16 protein-coding genes are annotated in these 17,809 nt (G+C 63.6%); 6 read left to right on the plus strand and 10 right to left on the minus strand.

Annotated elements, in window-relative coordinates:
* The first annotated feature begins 19 nt into the window (after positions 1-19).
* Complete coding sequence (locus tag ACIQUG_RS13510) at positions 20-622, plus strand: alpha/beta hydrolase (RefSeq protein ID WP_402322224.1); 603 nt, start codon at positions 20-22, stop codon at positions 620-622.
* On the opposite strand, the gene ACIQUG_RS13515 is transcribed toward ACIQUG_RS13510, so the two are convergent.
* From ACIQUG_RS13515 to ACIQUG_RS13550, 8 genes are all read right to left on the minus strand, one after another.
* Positions 623-1,735, minus strand: a complete 1,113-nt coding sequence (locus ACIQUG_RS13515; RefSeq protein ID WP_402322227.1) for an ABC transporter permease — start codon at positions 1,733-1,735, stop codon at positions 623-625.
* 1 nt (position 1,736) lies between these two features.
* Entirely contained in the window at positions 1,737-2,885 is a 1,149-nt protein-coding gene (locus tag ACIQUG_RS13520) for an ABC transporter permease (RefSeq protein WP_402322229.1), read from the minus strand.
* Complete coding sequence (locus ACIQUG_RS13525) at positions 2,882-4,612, minus strand: ATP-binding cassette domain-containing protein (protein ID WP_402322232.1); 1,731 nt, start codon at positions 4,610-4,612, stop codon at positions 2,882-2,884. Before ACIQUG_RS13525 ends, ACIQUG_RS13520 begins: the two co-directional genes overlap by 4 nt.
* Positions 4,609-5,616, minus strand: a complete 1,008-nt coding sequence (gene hlyD, locus ACIQUG_RS13530; protein ID WP_402322235.1) for a secretion protein HlyD — start codon at positions 5,614-5,616, stop codon at positions 4,609-4,611. Before hlyD ends, ACIQUG_RS13525 begins: the two co-directional genes overlap by 4 nt.
* Positions 5,613-6,314 carry a CerR family C-terminal domain-containing protein gene (locus tag ACIQUG_RS13535; RefSeq protein WP_402322238.1) on the minus strand — a complete coding sequence of 234 codons (702 nt, stop codon included), beginning with the start codon at positions 6,312-6,314 and terminating at the stop codon, positions 5,613-5,615. The genes hlyD and ACIQUG_RS13535 overlap by 4 nt, the downstream gene beginning before the upstream one ends.
* Positions 6,315-6,494: 180 nt before the next feature.
* Positions 6,495-7,661, minus strand: a complete 1,167-nt coding sequence (locus tag ACIQUG_RS13540; protein WP_402322241.1) for an HPP family protein — start codon at positions 7,659-7,661, stop codon at positions 6,495-6,497.
* Positions 7,662-7,807: 146 nt separating this feature from the next.
* Positions 7,808-9,166, minus strand: coding sequence for a sensor histidine kinase (locus ACIQUG_RS13545; protein WP_402322243.1), 1,359 nt, complete (start codon positions 9,164-9,166; stop codon positions 7,808-7,810).
* Positions 9,163-9,837, minus strand: a complete 675-nt coding sequence (locus tag ACIQUG_RS13550) for a response regulator transcription factor (RefSeq protein ID WP_043613363.1) — start codon at positions 9,835-9,837, stop codon at positions 9,163-9,165. Before ACIQUG_RS13550 ends, ACIQUG_RS13545 begins: the two co-directional genes overlap by 4 nt.
* 271 nt (positions 9,838-10,108) lie before the next feature.
* On the opposite strand from ACIQUG_RS13550, the gene ACIQUG_RS13555 reads away from it, so the two are divergent.
* The 4 genes from ACIQUG_RS13555 (at position 10,109) to ACIQUG_RS13570 (ending at position 14,010) form a co-directional block, all read left to right on the plus strand.
* Entirely contained in the window at positions 10,109-11,821 is a 1,713-nt protein-coding gene (locus ACIQUG_RS13555) for a phosphoethanolamine transferase (RefSeq protein ID WP_402322248.1), read from the plus strand.
* Between the two features lie 142 nt (positions 11,822-11,963).
* Positions 11,964-12,335: a hypothetical protein gene (locus ACIQUG_RS13560; protein WP_402322249.1), complete on the plus strand. Its 372-nt coding sequence runs from the start codon at positions 11,964-11,966 to the stop codon at positions 12,333-12,335.
* A gap of 215 nt (positions 12,336-12,550) precedes the next feature.
* A complete protein-coding gene (locus tag ACIQUG_RS13565; RefSeq protein ID WP_402322251.1) occupies positions 12,551-13,222 on the plus strand; it encodes a metallophosphoesterase family protein in 672 nt (223 codons plus the stop codon).
* Positions 13,223-13,335: 113 nt separating this feature from the next.
* Entirely contained in the window at positions 13,336-14,010 is a 675-nt protein-coding gene (locus ACIQUG_RS13570) for an HAD family hydrolase (protein WP_402322254.1), read from the plus strand.
* A gap of 76 nt (positions 14,011-14,086) precedes the next feature.
* On the opposite strand, the gene ACIQUG_RS13575 is transcribed toward ACIQUG_RS13570, so the two are convergent.
* Together ACIQUG_RS13575 and ACIQUG_RS13580 are read right to left on the minus strand one after the other, a co-directional pair.
* Positions 14,087-15,676 carry an ABC transporter substrate-binding protein gene (locus ACIQUG_RS13575; protein ID WP_402322256.1) on the minus strand — a complete coding sequence of 530 codons (1,590 nt, stop codon included), beginning with the start codon at positions 15,674-15,676 and terminating at the stop codon, positions 14,087-14,089.
* Between the two features lie 165 nt (positions 15,677-15,841).
* On the minus strand, positions 15,842-16,528 hold the full coding sequence (locus ACIQUG_RS13580; protein ID WP_043613592.1) for a GntR family transcriptional regulator: 687 nt from the start codon (positions 16,526-16,528) through the stop codon (positions 15,842-15,844).
* A gap of 239 nt (positions 16,529-16,767) precedes the next feature.
* Here ACIQUG_RS13580 and ACIQUG_RS13585 point away from each other — a divergent pair, with 239 nt between their 5' ends.
* Positions 16,768-17,796, plus strand: a complete 1,029-nt coding sequence (locus tag ACIQUG_RS13585; RefSeq protein WP_402322259.1) for an amino acid ABC transporter substrate-binding protein — start codon at positions 16,768-16,770, stop codon at positions 17,794-17,796.
* Positions 17,797-17,809 lie beyond the last annotated feature (13 nt).

A 17,809-nucleotide genomic window follows, 5' to 3' on the forward strand; every position in this document is an offset into this window, starting at 1 on the left:
CCTGCTCCAGGAGACAAAAATGGTAGATCATGGCTATGTTCACAAGCTGAAGGTCGGAAAGCCCGGCCAGCCGATATTCTTCGTGTTCCACGGGACCGGCGGTGACGAGAATCAGTTCTTCACCTTCGCATCCGAGCTTCTACCCGAAGCGACGATCGTTTCGCCGCGTGGCGACGTTTCGGAATATGGCGCCGCACGCTTCTTCAAGCGTACCGGCGAGGGTGTCTACGACATGGCGGACCTTGCCCGCGCCACCGAGAAGATGGCGGGCTTCGTCAAGGCGCTGGCTGCGGAGCATCAGGCTTCACAGGTGATCGGCCTTGGCTATTCCAATGGTGCGAACATTCTTGCCAACGTTCTGATCGAAGGCGGTGTTTTCGACAAGGCGGTGCTGATGCATCCCTTGATCCCGTTTCGCCCGCAGGACAATGCGGGGCTGAAGGGGCGTCGCGTCCTCATTACCGCCGGCGAGCGTGACCCGATCTGCCCGGCGCCGCTGACCCAGGCGCTCGCGGATTACTTCCAGGGGCAGAGTGCCGCAACCGAGACCGAGTGGCATTCGGGCGGGCACGACATCCGCCAGAATGAGATTGCGACGATCGCGCGCTTCCTGAAGGATTGATCACTCCAGCCGGCGACGGAAAAGCCAGGAGGCGGCCGAGAGGGTGACGATGGCGATCAGAAACAGCGGGATCGTCTGTCGCGCCACCTCGACCGCCGGAATGTCCTTGAGGAACACGCCTTTTACGATCACGAGGAAGTAGCGCAGCGGATTGACATAGGTGATCGGCTGCAGCCAGGACGGCATGTTCTCGATCGGCGTGGCAAACCCCGAAAGCAGCATCGCCGGCACCATGAACAGGAATGCGCCGAGGATCGCCTGCTGCTGCGTCATCGACAGGGCCGAAATGAACAGGCCGAGACCGACGACGGAGGCGAGGTAAAACACCGCGCTGCCATAGAGCAACAGCAGCGAGCCGCGCAGCGGCACCCCGAAGATGAAGACGGCCGCCAGAATATAGATGGTGATGTGGAAGAGCCCGATCATCATCGGCGGGATCAGCTTGCCGATCAGGATCTCATGGGTTCGAAGCGGCGAGACCATGAGTTGGTCGAACGTCCCCAACTCGCGTTCGCGCGCGATCGACAGCGCGGTCACGATCAGGCCGATCAACAGCGCGATGCTGGCGACGAGGTTCGGGACCATGAACCACTGATAGGTAAGGTTCGGATTGAACCAGTTGCGGGCGACAACGGTGACCGCCCCCGACGCCATGCGCTTGCCCGCGGGCGTCTCGGCGGCAAGCGCGCCGACGATGCGGCCGAGATAACCGGAGACGATCTGCGACGCATTGGAGCGGCGGCCGTCGAGGATGACCTGCACCTCCGCCGGCCGGCCGGCCTCGATGTCGCGCGATAAGGTGGGTCCGATTTCGATCGCCGCAATGACCTGCTGGGTGTCGATCGCCAGGCGCACCTCCTGCGGACTGTCGGTGAAGCGGATGCTTCGGAAGGTCGGCGAGCCGTCGATCCCCTCGATCAGATCCTGGCTCCAGTGGCCGTTGTCGCGGTTCAGCACCAGCACGTCGACATTGGTGACCTCGAGCGTCGCCGCGTAGGAAAACACCAGAAGCTGCAGGATCGGCGGCACGATCAGCACGGTGCGCCCCTTGGGGTCGCGCAGCACCGCCAGCAATTCCTTGACGATCAGGGCTTTCAGTCTGGTCCACCACATCTCAGCCGATCCTCTTGCGGGTGCTGCGCGCGGCGAGCGCAAAGAACACGCTGCCGATCAGGAGCATGGCGGCAATGGACTTGCCGAACATCGGCCAGATATCACCGGCCAGAAACACCGTCTGCAGGCTCGGGATCAGATAGCGCGCCGGCACGATGAAGGTGATCCACTGGATGACCGTCGGCATGGAATTGATCTCGAAGAGGAAACCCGAGAGCAGGAAGGCCGGAAGAAACGCCGAAATCAACGCGAGCTGCGAGGCGAGGAACTGGTTCTTGGTCGCCGCCGAAATCAGCAGGCCCTGACCGAGCGCCGGCATGAGAAAGGTCGCCGACAGTGCATAGAGCGCTGCGACGGAGCCGCGAAAGGGGACACCGAAGAGGAAGACGGCAAGCAGTACGCAGAGCGTCATCGAGGTGAGCCCGAGAATAAAATAGGGGAGCAGTTTGCCGGCAAGGAGCTCGGCTGCCGAAACCGGCGTTGCCATCATCGCCTCCATCGTTCCGCGCTCCCATTCGCGCGCAACGACGAGGGAGGTGAGCAGCGTCCCGACCAGCGTCATGACGATGGCGATCGAGCCCGGTACCAGGAAGTTCCGGCTGGTGAGCTCCGGATTGAACCAGAAACGCTGTTCGGCGGAGATCGCCGGCGGCCGGCCGGCGCCGTCGCTCAGCCGCTGGCGCTCCCAGTTGGCGACGGTCGCCTGCGCATAGTTCTGGACGAAGTTTGCGGTGTTGGGATCGGAGCCATCGACGAGCACCTGCAAGGCGGGGTGGCGCCCGGCCGCGTAGTCGGCGACGAAGCTCTTGGGGATTACAACGATGCCGCGCACCCGGCCAAGCACCAGGTCTTCCTCGAATTCGCGGCGGTCCCGACCGACCGCCACCGTGAAATAACGCGAGGCCTGAAATCCCGCAGCGAGATCGCGGGTCAACGGCGCTTCTTCCTCGACGACGAGGCCGATGCGGGTCTGCGTCGTGTCGAGCGAAACGCCGTAGCCGAAGAGAAACAGAAGGATCATCGGCAGCACGAAGGCGATCAGGATACTGCTCGGGTCGCGAACGATCTGATAACTTTCCTTGCGCACCAGCGCGGCAAAGCGTCTGGCTCTCGTGGCCCGGCCCTCGGTCGTTGTGGCGCGCGCGCTCATGCCGCCTCCTTCTCCTCCGAGCCCTGAACCAGGGCGATGAAGGCATCCTCCATCGTTGGGTCCGGAAGCTCGGGGCTGGCGACCTGCGCCTTCAATTCGTCCGGTGAGCCCAGTGCGATCGACCGGCCGCGATAAATCAGCGAAATGCGGTCGCAATATTCGGCCTCGTCCATGAAGTGGGTGGTGACGAGGACGGTCACGCCTTTCTCGACGAGGCCGTTGATATGGGTCCAGAACTCCCGCCGGGTGATGGGATCGACGCCGGAGGTCGGTTCGTCGAGAAACAGCGCTTCCGGTTCGTGCAGCACGGCGCAGGCGAGCGCCAGTCGCTGCTTGAGGCCGAGCGGCAGATCCTTCGCCGACATGTCGAGCAGGCGGGCGAAGCCGAAGATTTCCGTCATCAACCGGATGCGCTCGCGTTTGCGCGCGCCGGATAACCCGTAGACGCCGGCAAAGAAGCTCAGGTTCTGGCCGACACTCAAATCGCCGTAGAGCGAGAATTTCTGCGCCATGTAGCCCAGCCGGTTGCGCGCCTCGGCGGCGTCCCGCCGCAAATCGAAACCGGCGACGCGGCCCTCGCCGGCCGTGGGCTTCAACAGCCCGCACAGCATCTTGAAGGTCGTGGATTTGCCGGCCCCGTTCGGACCCAAGAGCCCGAAGATCTGGCCGCGTGGTATGTCGAAGGTGATTGCGTCGGCGGCAGTGAAATCGCCGAAGCGCTTCGTCAGTCCGCGCGCTTCGATGACCGGGCGCCCGTTGTCGGTCGGGAAAGGTGTCTGGGTTTCCGCGAGCTTCGAGCGGCCGCCGGGGCCACCGCCGAGCATGTCGATGAAGGCATCCTCGAAACGTGGCGTGGTGGCCGCAACGCCCGCTGCGGAGGACTGTTCGTCCGGGGCCGGCGGCTTGGTCCCGGGCTTCATGACCAGACGGATCGCTTCGCCCTGGATGACGCCGTCGACGACATCGTCGCCGTCGAGATAGCTTGCGAGCTTCTGGCGCCGCCCATGCGTGATGCCGGAAACCTTGAAGACGCGATCGGCGACCCTGGCGGTCAGTTCGGCGGGACTGCCCGTGAACAGGAGCTTGCCCTCGTTCAAGAGCAGAACGCTGTCGCAGGCCTCCGCCTCGTCCAGATAGGCCGTGGACCAGACGACGCCGATGCCTTCCTTCGTCAGGTTCTCGACCATCTTCCAGAGATCGCGGCGCGAGATCGGGTCGACGCCGACGCCCGGTTCGTCGAGCAGCAGCAGCCTCGGCTTGCGCAGTAGGGCGCAGGCAAGGCCAAGCTTCTGCTTCATGCCGCCGGAGAGCTTGCCGGCAAGGCGCGCGGTGAAGCGCTTGAGGTCGGTGAATTCGAGCAGTTCGTCGAAGGTCGCTGCACGCTCGCCAAGCGGCAGGCCGCGCAGGTCGGCGTAGAGATTGAGGTTTTCCTGAACGGAAAGGTCCTCATAAAGGCCGAAGCGCTGTGGCATGTAGCCGATGGCCGCCTGGATATCGGCGGCATTCGTCACCGTGTCAAAACCGAGGACTTCGACCTTGCCTTCGTCTGGCACCATCAGCCCGGTCATCAGCCGGATCAGTGTGGTCTTTCCGGCACCGTCAGGGCCGACGAGCCCGGTAATCCGCCCGCCGAGGATCTCGCCGGCGATATGGTCGAGCGCTGGCGGAGCATGGCCAAAACGCTTGACCACATCGGCGATGCGAACGAACGGCGCCTCGTCGCTCATTGCGCCGCTCCAGCCTTTTCCGGCAGATGCACGGTCACCGGCATGCCCTGCCGCAGATCGGCCCCCGGCTTGTCGACCACGATGCGCAGGCGGTAGACGAGATCGGTGCGCAGTTCCGGTGTTTCCACCGATTTGGGCGTGAATTCGGCGACCGGCGAGATGAAGCCGACCGTCGCCTTATAGCGGTGATCCGGAGCACTGTCGGAGGTAACCTCGACGGCCATGCCGGGATGCACGCGGCCAAGGTCCGGTTCCGCCACATAGGCGCGAACCCAGACAGGCTCGTTCAGCGAAACGACGTAGACGGTGTCGGAGGGCGCGACGATGGCGCCGGCTTCACGCACCCGCGACAGGACCGTGCCGGCGCTCGGCGCAAACAGCTGGGTATCGGCAAGCGAGGTGCGGGCGATTTCGAGCTTGGCTTCGGCGGCAAGCACCTGCGCTTGGGCCGCTTCGATATCCTCGATCCGGCTTCCCTCTTCGATCAGCGCCAGAGCCTCGCGGGCGGAGGTCGCGCGCGCAGCGGCCGCAGCCCTGTTGGCGCTCGCCTCGTCGAGATTGGCCTGGGAGATGGTGCCGTTCGGGCGCAATTGCCGGGCACGCTCATAGGCGAGATCGGCGTTTTCGAGATCGGCCAGGCGCTCCTCATGGGTGGCGCGCGCCTGGGCGATTTCGGTCGGGCGTGCGCCCGCCCTCAGTTTTGCAAGGTTGGCTCTGAGCGCGTCGAGATCGGCCTGCGCCGCGGCGACCGCCTGCTCGAACGGGACGGCGTCCAGCGTCGCCAGAACGTCTCCGGGCTTGACCGTGTCGCCCTCGTCGACGCCAAGGCTTGCGATGCGGCCGCTGACGCGGAAGCCAAGCGAAACCTGTCGGATGTCGACGTTGCCGTAGAGCACCGAGGTCTGCTCCTTGCCGATCCAGCCGAGCCGCTCGGGAACGTCGAACCACCAGGCGCCGGCCGCGGCGCCGGCGATCACGATCAGCGCTATTGCTGGCTTGTTCATGACCGGTCCTCCCGCTTGCTTTCAATGGCCGCGACCAGTTCGGCGGCATGCCGGCGCAAGAGGTCGAGCTCGTCGGGGCCGACCGCCTGCCATTTCATTTGCCGAAGAACGGCTGCGTGGGCCATGCGGAAGACGAGGATGCTGCCGACGAAGGATAGGGTCTTCAGCCGGACCTGTTCCGATTGCGGCGCGTCGCCAAGGATGGTGGCAACCAGCCGGCCGGCCATGCCGATCATCGGGCCCATGACGTTGGCATAGACGCGCTCGAAGGCTTCCGTCGGCTCCATCTGCTCGCGGATGATGAAGCGCGCCCAGCTTTCGGACTGACGGCTGACGAAGAGGGCGACCATGTGCTGCGCCAATTGGCTGAGCATGTCGCGGGCTTCGTGGGCTTCGAGCGGCTGGCCCTCGCTGTCGAGATGGGCAAGGCGGGCAAGAACCGCGTTTCGAAGGTCCGCGACGTGGTCGATGATGATCGAGGCAAGGTGCTCGGCAGCGGCGATATAGAGGCCTTCCTTGCCGCCGAAATAGTAAGGGATCGCCTGGAGGTTCACGCCGGCCGTTTCGGCGAGCATGCGGGTGGTGGCGCCGTCGAAGCCATAGCGGCCGAAGACGTCGATGGAACTGGTCAGCAGTTTCTCGCGGGTGGCATCTCCGCGGTCCTGCTTCGTCGGGCGGGGCGAGGTTTCTTTTTTCATGACATGCTGAAATTACATCATTCTATTGATTAAGTCAATCGAATGAATTTTGTTGGAAACGACGACGTGCCTTGGGTCGATAGGGCAGTATTGCCGAAGGCAGGTCGTGCAAAGTTCGCGCAGCCGGTTCGTGTTACCGGCCGCTGTGCCGGCGAAGGATTTTCAGGCCGGCCCTGCTGCTTAAGCGACGTCGCGCTCTTCGCCCCGCTCGAGGCGGCGTTGGAAGAGGGCGGCGATGAGGTCCGATTGGGTCACGACGCCGAGCAGCCGGTTGTCCGGATCGACCACCGGCATATGGTGTAGCCCCATGTCGGACATCGGCGGCACGAGTTTGGCGATCATGGTTTCGGGCAAGGCCGATTGCACCTTGCGGGTCATGATGTCGGACACGAGCCGCGGTGTTTTCGGGCCGAAACCGATGACGTTTCCGAGCCGCTGGCGGATGCCGCCCTGCGGCGTGACCATCGCGTGCTTCATGAAATCGGTTTGCGTGACGATGCCGACAAGTCCGTCCTTTTCGGTCACGACCGGCAGCGCCTTGATGTGATGCTTGATCAGGGTCTGCCAGGCCTGGCGCAGGGTCGTCTCCGGCGTGGCCGTGGCGACGTCGCGCGACATGATCTCGGCGCAGGTGATTTCGCCGGAGCGGCGGTTGAAGGCGCGGATCTGCGCCTGATGGATCAGCGCGTCGAGTTCGTCCGGGCTGACGTCGACCACTTCGCCATATTGGGCGAGGACGGCCTGCAGGTCTTCGGGAACGATGCCGAGCCTGTGCGTCGGCGCGGGGTCGCTCGTTCCATGCAGCGTCGGCGCCTGCGCGAGATGCGGGTAGCGTCGGCCGGTCACGTTGTTGAACGCCAGCGCGATCAGGAGAATGACGACCGAATTGATGGCGACCGGCGAGAGGACGAACCAGTAGCCGGCCTCATGGATCGCGGGGCCCCCGAGTACGGCGGTCAGCGCAACCGCCCCGCTCGGCGGATGAAGGCAGCCGAGCAGCAGCATGGTCGCGATGGCAAGGCCGACGGCGACTGCGGCAGCAATGACCGGATCCGGGATCAGCAACGCCGCGGTCACGCCGATCAACGAGGAGACTGTGTTGCCGCCGACGATCGACCAGGGCTGGGCGAGCGGGCTTGCCGGGGCGGCAAAGAGAAGCACGGCCGAGGCGCCCATCGGTGCGATCAACAGCGGCAGGCTGGCGCCGGCGCCCAGAGCATAGGTGCTGATCAAGCCGGTAAGCAGGATGCCAAGAAGCGCGCCCAAAGACGCGCGCAGGCGCTCCAGATGGCTGATCGGAACGAGCGAGGGAACGAAACGCTTGATGTAGGCGCGGGCCTTCGACATGGAGCCTCTCGGGAGGGGAGGTGCTAACTTGGGCAGCCCAATAGCACATGGCACGGCGTTGGGCATGAAAACCGCATCCAAAAACCGGCGCTGGATTGAAATATATGCATCGCGCCTAAAAAATGTGCGCTGCAGACGCGCGCGGGTCAGCCCGACACGGCGGCGGAAAAATCGATCGAGAACCGAGTGCCGCGGCCGGGCGTGGTATCGACAGCGACCGTTGCCTGGTGCAACTCGCTGATGCGCCGAACGATCTTCAGGCCGAGGCCGAGCTGGCCGGAGCTCTTCACAAAGCCGAGGTCTTCGTTGTGTTCCGGCAGGTCGATCATCCCCTTGCCGTCATCCTCGACGGAGACGACCGGGCCGGGGCCACAGGTCAGGACGATGCGGGTTCCCGGTGGGTTATGCTTGACGGCATTCTCGATGAGGTTGCGCAGCATGTTTTCGACCAACGCCGGGATGGCGGTGACCGTCGGCGTGCCTTCGTCTACGAACTCGAGGGACTTGTCGTGGTCGAAGACGAAAGGTGCGATCGCCTCTGCAACGGCAGCGCCGATCTGAGACAGGCTGGTGCGCTGGTAGGCGGAGGGATCGACGGCGTCGGCGCGGGCGAGCGAGGTCAACTGCTCCAGGATATGGGTAAGCGCGTCGAGATCGCGCTCCGCGTTGCGCGCCCTCGGGTCGTCGATGCGGCTCAGCTCCATCTTGGCGATCGACACCGGGGTGCGGATTTCGTGGGCGATCGACGACGAGAATAGCTTCTGCGACTGGATGAGATCGGCAACGCGGGCCAGCATCCGGTTGACGGCGGTGACGAGAGGGGCGATCTCCTGCGGCATTCGTGTCAGCGGCAGGCGCGCATTGCCGTCGCGGGGGTCGAGGGCATCGGCGGCCTGGGCGGCCATGGCGACGGGCCGCAGGGCGCCGCGGACCGACCAGATGGTCGCCCCGACCACCAGGCAGAACATCAGCGTCATCGGCACGATCATCGAATCGAACATCTCGTGCAGCAGGGCGCCGTACATGAAACCGTTCGGGTCGTTGAGGATCGCGAGCTCGACAAGGACGACCAGGCCGCCCCGTTCGAAGGTCTGACCGCCGGCAACGCTGAAGGGTTTGCCCGGCGCGATCAGGCGTTTCCAAAATTGCGGAGCGTCGACATTGAGTGGCAGGAAGTGCTGCGCACATTCGGCCGTGCAGTTCGAATGGATCATCTCTCCGGACGCGGTGCGGATGCGTAGGAAAATTGTGCCGTTGTCGTCCGATCGGTCGAGATAGCGTTCGCGTGCGTCGCGATCGGGCTCGTAATGCGCCACGCCGTCGCGCACATGGACATACTCGATCAGCTTTTCGGTTTCCTGCTGCAGCATGAGCACGCTCAGTTTGTCGTCGTCGAACCAGTAGTCGGCGAAGACGACGCCGATCTGGATCGCCATGGCCAGCAGCGAGAAGGCAACGATGCGGCGCGAGACGATACCGATCAGCGAAGGGTTTCGGCGCCTCATGGGGCTTGCCTGAGGAGATAGCCGATGCCGCGGACCGTCTCGATCTGCACGCCGGTTTCGAGCGGCTGCAGACGCTTGCGCACCCTTGAAACCGCCAGTTCCAGGGCATTGGGCGTGACTTCCTGGCCGTATTCAGAAAGGGCCGTTTCGAGCTTTCGCTTCGGCACGACACGGCCGACCTCGCGCATCAGGATCTCGATCAGCGACCGCTCGCGCGGCGGTAACGGCACCACCGTGCCGTCGCAGGTGAGATTGGCGGTCGCCGGGTCGTAGCGCAACGTTCCGGCTTCAAGCACCGGCTGTACGGCCTGAGGGTTGCGTCGGAGCATGGCGCGGCAGCGCGACAGCAGTTCCCGGTGGTGGAACGGCTTGACGAGATAGTCGTCGGCCCCGGCGTCGAGCCCGGCAATGCGCTCGTCGACGGAGCCCTTGGCCGTGATGATCAGCACCGGCAACCCGGGATACTCCTGGCGGACACGGCGAAGCAGCGACAGCCCGTCGCCATCGGGCAGCCCGAGGTCGAGTAGCACCAGGTCGTGCTCGCGCGCCGCGATCGCCGTTTCGGCGTCGGCCACGCTTGAAACCGCATCAAGGCGCCAGCCCGCATCCCGCATGGTTTCACCGACCAGTTCAACCAGTCGCGGACTGTCTTCGACCAGGAGCAGGCGCATTGATTCGTCTCGATATTACAGGGGCCGCTACCGACCATATGGACTTTCGCCGGGGCTGCCAACTGCCTGCGCGATACCTACCAGCGCGCGCATAGGCGGGACAAAGAGCAATCTTGACGGGGTTTGGACAGCTTGTCCGTCGTATCTCAACAGCTGAGGGGGAGGCTGCAACCTAGCAGGTGGCCGCCACGCGGTCTCCATCTCGATTGAATGGCCGTGACTGCAACGTCCCTCTCAGACGCTCTTGCAGTCGCCGCAGGAGAGTACAGTTTTGAGATTTTCAGGTATTCGCCGCCCCGAAATCGGCAGTATTTCGCTGAGCGCTCTCGTCAGCGCCTATCTGCTGCTTGCCACCAACAATTCCTTCTGGACACACACGGTCGCCTATTTCGACGATTCCATCACGGCGCTCCTGTCCTTCAGCGCCGCTCTGTGTTTGCTGACCCTCGCAGGCCTGACACTCGCCTCCGTCAAATATGTGATGAAGCCGGTGATGATCTTCCTGATCATGGTGTCGGCGGCCGCCTCCTATTTCATCGACACCTTCGGCGTCATCATCGATAAGGACATGATCGGCAACGCGGCGGTAACGACGCAGGCCGAAGCCAGCCATATCTTGACCGGCAGTCTGGCGACGCACCTGCTGCTTTACGGGGTGCTCCCGTCGCTGGTGGTGATCTGGTTCAAGTTGCGCTACCGGCCCTTCCTGTCCAATGCCGCGATCAACCTGGCAGTGATCATCCCCTGCCTGCTCGTCAGCGGCGGGCTGGTCTACGCGAACTTTGCAAACGTCGCCTACGTGATCCGCGAACACAAGGATCTGATGAAGCGGTTCAATCCGACGGGGCCGGTGTCGGCGGCGGTCCGCTACGCATCCTCGACCTACAAGGAACGCAACATCGTCGTGCAGCCGCTCGGCACAGACGCACGCCAGGGCGCGCGGATTGCCGCGGCCGGCAAGCCGGTGGTCGTCGTCGTCGTGGCCGGCGAAACAGCGCGCGCGATGAACTTCTCGCTGAACGGCTATGGCCGCGAGACCAATCCGGAACTGAAAGCGCTTGGCGTCGTCAACTACACCGACACCACGAGCTGCGGCACGGCGACGGCAACGTCGCTGCCCTGCATGTTCTCCGTCTACCCGCGCGACGAGTACAGCGACTGGAAGGCGCGCTCGACGGAAAACCTCATGAACGTGCTGACGCGTGCCGGCGTTTCGACCACCTGGTGGGACAACAACACCGGCAGCAAGGGCATCGCCGACCTCATCAATTTCGCCAGCATGACCGACCAGAAGAACAGTCCGCTCTGCAAGAACGGCGAGTGCCTGGACGAGATCTTCCTCGGCGAACTCGACAAGAAGCTTTCGGCGACGAAGAAGAACAGTGTGATCGTTCTCCATCAGCTCGGCAGCCACGGACCGTCCTACTATCTGCGCTACCCTGAGAAGTTCCGGCGCTTCACGCCCGATTGCCGCACGCCCGAACTGATGAAGTGTTCGGTTGAAGAAATCACCAACGCCTATGACAACACGATCCTCTACACCGACCATGTGGTGGCGAGTGTCGCCCGGTTGCTCGAAAAGCATCAGGACCAGATCGCGGGCGCGATGATCTACATGTCCGATCACGGCGAGTCGCTCGGCGAGAACGGCATCTATCTGCACGGGGCGCCCTATTCCATCGCACCGCGCGAACAGACGCAGGTACCGTTCGTCGCCTGGTTCTCGAAGCCTTACCAGGCGGCAATGGGTGTCGACACGGCGTGCCTCGCCAAGGATACGGCGCAGCCTAAGTCCCACGACAACCTGTTTCATACCGTGCTCGGCATGATGAATGTCGAGACCAAGGTCTACAAACAGGGCCTCGATGCCTTTGCGAGCTGCACGAAGAAGCCGGGCGGCGGATCGACGTTCCAGGCCGCGGATACGACCAACGACTTGCCGGCAAGCCCCATGCGTTCCTTAAGCGGTCGGGGCGCCCTTTAGCACCAAGCGCAACCTCAAAATTCGCCCGTGGCCGGAACAAAAACCGGCCTCGGCGCTTCCTTGAAAAGACGTCCCGATTCCGTCCCGGCGCGGCCGAGACCGCTAACGCGACCTCGGGACTACTCAAGGAAGGAGAGGTCCCATGCGTATCGTCGGCCTGCAGGTCACTGCCGAAAGAGCCGGTCGCTCAGGTTTCACGGTGGAATTCATAGGCGACGGCGACGAGGTGGTGACGGTGATGTGTCCCCAGGACAGGGCCGGCTCCCTCAACCGGCTGAACGCGATTGCGAAGGCCAAGGAAATTCTTCAGGCCGCCATTTCTGCCGATGAAGCGGTCGCACTTGCCAGCGGCGAGGCAGGGATGCGCCGCGGAACTTTGCCAAACGCGCGCCAGGCGCATGACCGCGATGCGATGGAAGAACAGCTCGACGAGGGGCTCGAGGATACCTTCCCGGCAAGCGATCCGGTGTCGATTGCCAGTTCGACCATCGCCAAGGGCCATTCCCGACGCTGACATCAGCGTGTCAGTGACGTAGCTGCCACCTCCCGGCCATCTCGCCCGGGGTTTCCGCCCTCACGATCCGAATTCCCAATTGTCGCACGCGTCCGCATCGCGGCCGAGGCATCTTGCATCCTTTCGGCAAAAGGCATGTTATAGCGCCTTGATCTGGCGATGTTTTCGGCCTCGACACGGCCATCGCCCGCTATCGGAATTTGGAGAGTGAATGCATGGCCGTCCGGCATCTGACGTTCGCCGTCGGCGATATTCACGGCTGCCTCGATCAGCTGCGCGCGCTGCTGGATGAAATCGAAGACTATGCGCCGACGGGGCGGGTGATCTTTCTCGGCGACCTGATCGACCGGGGGCCCGACAGCCGCGCTGTCATCGAGTTGATCATGGCCGGCCCGACGAAGGCCGGCTGGACCTGGCAGACCCTCAAGGGCAATCACGAGGAAATGCTCTGGGGCGCAAGCAGCGGCGAAAGCGACGTCGACTGGTGGCTGGTCAACGGCGGCCGCGAGACGCTGATCTCCTACGACGGCACGGTTCCCGGGCGGCACTTGAAATGGATCAAGGAACTGCCCACGATCCTGGTCGAGCGCTTTCGCATCTTCGTGCATGCCGGCGTCGACGACACGCGGCCGCTGGAACAGCAGGACGACGGGGTCTTTCTCTGGATCCGGCCGCCCGAAGACTATTCCGGCGAATACTGGGGCCGGCATCTTTGTCATGGCCACACGCCGAGTACGGCCAACCCGCGAACGGTCGGAAACCGTACCAATGTCGATTCCGGCGCGGTGTTCAGCGGTATCCTTTCCTGCGCCATCTTCGACGACGATCAGCCGGGCGGACCGATCGATTTCCTGACGGCGAGCAAGGCGGCCTGGCGCGTCGAGTGAGCGGTAGCATCAGTGGCGTAAATGGCATTGTGCGGGCGGCTCTGCGGTAGTAGGTGTGGCTTCTCCGCTGGGCGAAGCCTTTGCCGCCCGTCTCATCATCTCAGGGGATTGCCTTGGACGCCGCGCCTTCATCCGTTTTCACGAAGAATTTTGCTGCCCTGCTGTTCGATATGGATGGCACGTTGCTGAACTCCATGGCCGTGGTCGAGCGTGTCTGGGGCGCCTGGGCGGAGCGCAACGGTCTCGACCCGGTCGAGTTTACCAAGACGGTGCATGGCGTGCGCGCCGTCGATACGATCCGTAATCTCGAGCTGCCGGACATCGACCCGGAGAAGGAAGCCTATGACCTGGCTCTTGCGGAAATCGCCGACGTGGAAGGTATCGTCGAGATCCCCGGTGCGGTCGACTTCCTGAATTCGCTGCCGCCGGAACGGTGGGCGATCGTGACGTCCGCGCCGCTGGATCTCGCCGTGCGCCGTCTTGCCGCTGCCGGCATTCCGACGCCGCGGCTGATGATCACCGGCGAGGATGTTTCCGTCGGCAAGCCCGATCCGCAGGGCTACCGGATGGCGGCCGAGCGGCTAGGCGTGCGTGCGGAAGATTGCCTGGTGTTCGAAGACGCGCCGGCCGGAATTCTGGCCGGGCTTGCCGCCGGGGCCGATGTCGTCGTCGTCACCGGCGCACATGCGGCCGCCGAGGGCACGCCGCACATGACGCTTGCCCGCTACCACGACATAGCGGTGGAGCGCGCAACTGACGGCACGGTATCGTTGCGCCCGACCGCTTGAAATACCGTCCGCTTGAAATACCGTCGTTGAGGCCGGGAGGCCGCTTGCCGACCTCCCGTCATTTGCGTCGCTGGCCTTAAGCGTTGAGCCAGCATTTCGTCAGTGCGTGCCCGCCCATCAGTTCGCCGTTCGGATCGTCGATCCAGCCGCCGACCTTGTCGTTGGTCGCGTCGATGTAGTTGTTGAACATCGGCACGATGACGCCGCCTTCGTCGCGCAGCATCATCGCCGCCTGACGGTAGAGCGCCTTGCGCTTGCCGTTGTCGAGTTCACCACGCGCAGTAAAGATCAGCTTGTCGAAATCGTCGCGGAAGAAGCGGGTGTCGTTCCACTCGGCCTTGGAGAGATAGGCGATCGAATAGACCTGGTCCTGCGTCGGCCGTCCGGTCCAATAGGACATGCTGAAGGGCTGCTTGTTCCAGACGTCCGACCAGTAGCCGTCGCCCGGTTCGCGCTTCAGGTCGATGGTGATCCCGCACTTGGCGGCGCTCATCTGGAACAGTTGTGCCGCATCGACGGCGCCGGGGAAGGCGACATCGGAGGTTCGAAGCAGCACCGAGCCGCTGTGGCCGGATTTCTTGTAGTGGAACTTTGCCTTCTCCGGATCGAAGACGCGCTGCTCGATATCGTTGTCGAACAGCGGATAGCCCTTGATCATCGGCGTGTCGTTGCCGACCGTGCCGTAGCCGGCCAGGACTTTCGACACCATCTCCTCGCGATCGACGGCATATTTCAGTGCCAGGCGCAGGTCGTTGTTGTCGAAGGGCGCTGTGTTGCAATGGGCGATGAAGACATAATGGCCCTTGCCGGGAACGTTGCGGATGACGACGCCCGGAAGGCGGCTGATCAGGGCGACGACCTTGGGCTCGATGCGGTTGATCATGTGGATCTGGCCGCTCTGGAGAGCCGCGGTGCGCGCGGTCGAATCGTTGATGACAGCGATCTCGACCTGATCGGCATGGCCGCGCTCGGCCGAGCCCCAATAGCCTTCGTGCCGCTCCGCGATGTGTTTGACGCCCGGTTCGTTGGAAACGACCTTGTAGGGACCGGTGCCGATGCCCGCCGTCGGGTCGTCCTTGCCGCCGTTCGGCTGGATCATCAGGTGGTAATCGCTGACGATGTAGGGAAGGTCGGCATTGGGCGCGCGCAACGTGATGACGACGCTGTCGCCATCGACCTTGATCGTTTCGAAGTCCTGAACGAAGGGAAGGGCCGCAGACTTGGAGTCCGCGTCGCCATGACGCTCGAGCGTCGCCACCACGTCGGCCGGCGTCAGTTCCTTGCCATTGTGGAAAGTCACGTCCTTGCGGATCTTGAAGCGCCAGGTCTTGGCGTCCGGCGTCGCCTCGTAGGCTTCCGCAAGCCGATACTCGATCTCGCCCGTCGGCGAGACTTCGACAAGCTGTTCACCCCAGCAGCGCCCGAGCGTATAGGGAACCTGGCTTGCCCAGGTTGCCGGGTCCAGGCTGTTCGTCGATTCCCCGCCGACGAGGCCCGCCTTGAGTGTTCCACCCTTGACCGGCCCTGCGGCGCGGGCCGCCTGGCCGAGCAGCAGGTTCGCCGAGGCGGCGGTTATCCCGAGTGCTGCGGCGCGTCCGAGAAACTCCCGCCGCGACAGCCGGCCCGCGGCAACCTGCTTGCTCATGAATTCCAGTTCAATTGGCATGCCTTACTCCCTCCCTTGCAAGACCCACCCGGCGAAACCGGTAACGTTGCAGATATTGGAGGCAGATGCCGCGCCTGGTGTGTTGCCGCGCGACAGATGGTGCCGCAGATCGGCGAAAGAAAGTCGTATCCGCGACCGCTTGCGCCGGAAACGGCGGGCGCAGCGTCAGCCCTTGCGGGCGTAGCGCTGCAGGATCGCGGAGATGTCCGGCTCGGTCTTGTCGGTGTCGAGTTCGGCGCGAAGCTCGACCGCGTCGAGGTGTTCGAGCATGATCCGCTCCGCCGTGGCGGTGTCGCGCGATTGCAGGGCACGGATGATCTGGACATGTTCGTCGACGGCGCATTCCGGCGAATGCAGCCGCGCGAAGCGGGCAAGGATCAGCGAACAGCGCGAGACGATCTCGCGGACGAAACGCGTCAGCGCCTGGGAACCCGTGAGTTCGGCAAGCAGGATGTGGAATTCGCCGGCCAATCGGATCGAAAGCGGTCCATGGTCGGAAAGTGCAGTCTCCTCCTGCTTCACATGCTGCTGCAGCCGCTTGACGCCGGCAGCGTCGAGATCGGCGACGAGCCGCCGGATCACCTCGGCTTCGAGCATGCGCCTCAGCGCGAAGATGTCGCGGGCTTCCTCCAATGTCGGCTCGGCCACGCAGGCGCCCTTGTTGGCACGCAAATCGACGATGCCTTCTGCGTTGAGCCGGACCAAGGCCGCCCGGACGCTGGTGCGGCTGACCTTGAAATGGTCGGCGATCGTGTCTTCGGAAAGCTTCGTTCCGGGTCTCAGAGCCTGCTCCAGGATCGCCTGGCGCAAGAGCTTGTAGACCACTTCGCTGCGGCTAGATTTCTCAGACAAGGTTGCCTCCCTCAACGGGCCGATCGGAGACCGGCCGAACATGTCCCCTGTCTTCGATAACGCCCGTCCAAATGGTCGTCAATATTGTATACAATAATGTTGATGTTTGTATTCTCTTGTCGTATGCAATTGCAGGCGCCGACAAACAATGCGGCGCCGGCCGGTTCGGGAGGAGGCGTGCGGAGAGGACCGTGCGACCTGAGAAGGCCTGAAAGGGAACAGCCAATGGGAGGGAATTCATGAACAGCAGGATTCTGCAGCTCTGTGCGACAGTTGCCGGCATTGCCGTCGGACTGGTGGCCGCGACCGCCAACGCCGCGACGACGCTCGAAACCGTCAAGGCCCGCGGCAAGCTGATCTGCGGCGTCTCGATGAGCACGCCGGGCTTTGCGACGGCCGATGCCAAGGGGCACATGGAGGGCTTCGACGTCGACGTCTGCCGCGCCGTGGCGGCTGCCGTATTCGGCGACCCGGAAAAGGTCGACTTCGTCCTCACCAACATCAATACGCGCTTCCAGGCGCTTCAGTCCGGCGAGATCGACATGCTGTCGCGCCAGACGACCATGACCTTCTCGCGCGAAACCTCGCTCGGGCTCGATTTCGGTCCGACCGTCTTCTACGACGGCCAGGGTCTGATGGTGCCGAAGTCGCTCGGCGTCAGCAGCGCCAAGGAACTGACCGACGCGGCGATCTGCACGCTGCCGGGCACCACGACCGCCCAGAACCTCAGCGACTTCTTCCGTTCGATCGGCGGCAAGTTCGAACTGGTCGTCTTCGAAAGCCCGGACGAAAACCGCAACGCCTTCTTCTCCGGCCGTTGCGAGGCGATCTCGTCCGACCGTTCGGACCTTGCCTCGATCCGCGCTGTTGCCAACAACCCGGATGATTACGTTGTCCTGCCGGAAACCATCTCCAAGGAACCGCTGGCGCCCGCCGTTCGCCAGAACGATTCCAACTGGCGTGACATCGTCTCCTGGTCTGCCTGGATGCTGATGGCAGCCGAAGAGCGTGGGATCACCCAAGCCAATGTCGACGAGATGACCAAGAGCGAGGATCCGGAGATCCAGCGCATGCTCGGCGTCAGCGAAGAACTCGGCAAGATGCTGAACCTCGACAACAAGTGGGGCTACAACATCATCAAGGGCGTCGGGAACTACGGCGAAGTGTTCGAGCGTAACCTCGGCACCAAGACCGCACTTGGCCTGACGCGTGGCCCGAACACGCGCTGGAGCGAAGGCGGACTGCTCTACGCACCGCCGTTCCGTTGACAACTGACGGGCC

The sequence above is a fragment of the Ensifer sp. NPDC090286 genome (assembly GCF_044769565.1).
In the GTDB taxonomy this organism is placed as follows: domain Bacteria; phylum Pseudomonadota; class Alphaproteobacteria; order Rhizobiales; family Rhizobiaceae; genus Ensifer.

Bases quoted from the DNA above. Each gene is read 5' to 3' on its own strand.
- ACIQUG_RS13510 (WP_402322224.1), top strand. From the start codon at position 20: ATGGTAGATCATGGCTATGTTCACAAGCTGAAGGTCGGAAAGCCCGGC.
- ACIQUG_RS13515 (WP_402322227.1), bottom strand. From the start codon at position 1,735: ATGTGGTGGACCAGACTGAAAGCCCTGATCGTCAAGGAATTGCTGGCG.
- ACIQUG_RS13520 (WP_402322229.1), bottom strand. From the start codon at position 2,885: ATGAGCGCGCGCGCCACAACGACCGAGGGCCGGGCCACGAGAGCCAGA.
- ACIQUG_RS13525 (WP_402322232.1), bottom strand. From the start codon at position 4,612: ATGAGCGACGAGGCGCCGTTCGTTCGCATCGCCGATGTGGTCAAGCGT.
- hlyD (WP_402322235.1), bottom strand. From the start codon at position 5,616: ATGAACAAGCCAGCAATAGCGCTGATCGTGATCGCCGGCGCCGCGGCC.
- ACIQUG_RS13535 (WP_402322238.1), bottom strand. From the start codon at position 6,314: ATGAAAAAAGAAACCTCGCCCCGCCCGACGAAGCAGGACCGCGGAGAT.
- ACIQUG_RS13540 (WP_402322241.1), bottom strand. From the start codon at position 7,661: ATGTCGAAGGCCCGCGCCTACATCAAGCGTTTCGTTCCCTCGCTCGTT.
- ACIQUG_RS13545 (WP_402322243.1), bottom strand. From the start codon at position 9,166: ATGAGGCGCCGAAACCCTTCGCTGATCGGTATCGTCTCGCGCCGCATC.
- ACIQUG_RS13550 (WP_043613363.1), bottom strand. From the start codon at position 9,837: ATGCGCCTGCTCCTGGTCGAAGACAGTCCGCGACTGGTTGAACTGGTC.
- ACIQUG_RS13560 (WP_402322249.1), top strand. From the start codon at position 11,964: ATGCGTATCGTCGGCCTGCAGGTCACTGCCGAAAGAGCCGGTCGCTCA.
- ACIQUG_RS13565 (WP_402322251.1), top strand. From the start codon at position 12,551: ATGGCCGTCCGGCATCTGACGTTCGCCGTCGGCGATATTCACGGCTGC.
- ACIQUG_RS13575 (WP_402322256.1), bottom strand. From the start codon at position 15,676: ATGCCAATTGAACTGGAATTCATGAGCAAGCAGGTTGCCGCGGGCCGG.
- ACIQUG_RS13585 (WP_402322259.1), top strand. From the start codon at position 16,768: ATGAACAGCAGGATTCTGCAGCTCTGTGCGACAGTTGCCGGCATTGCC.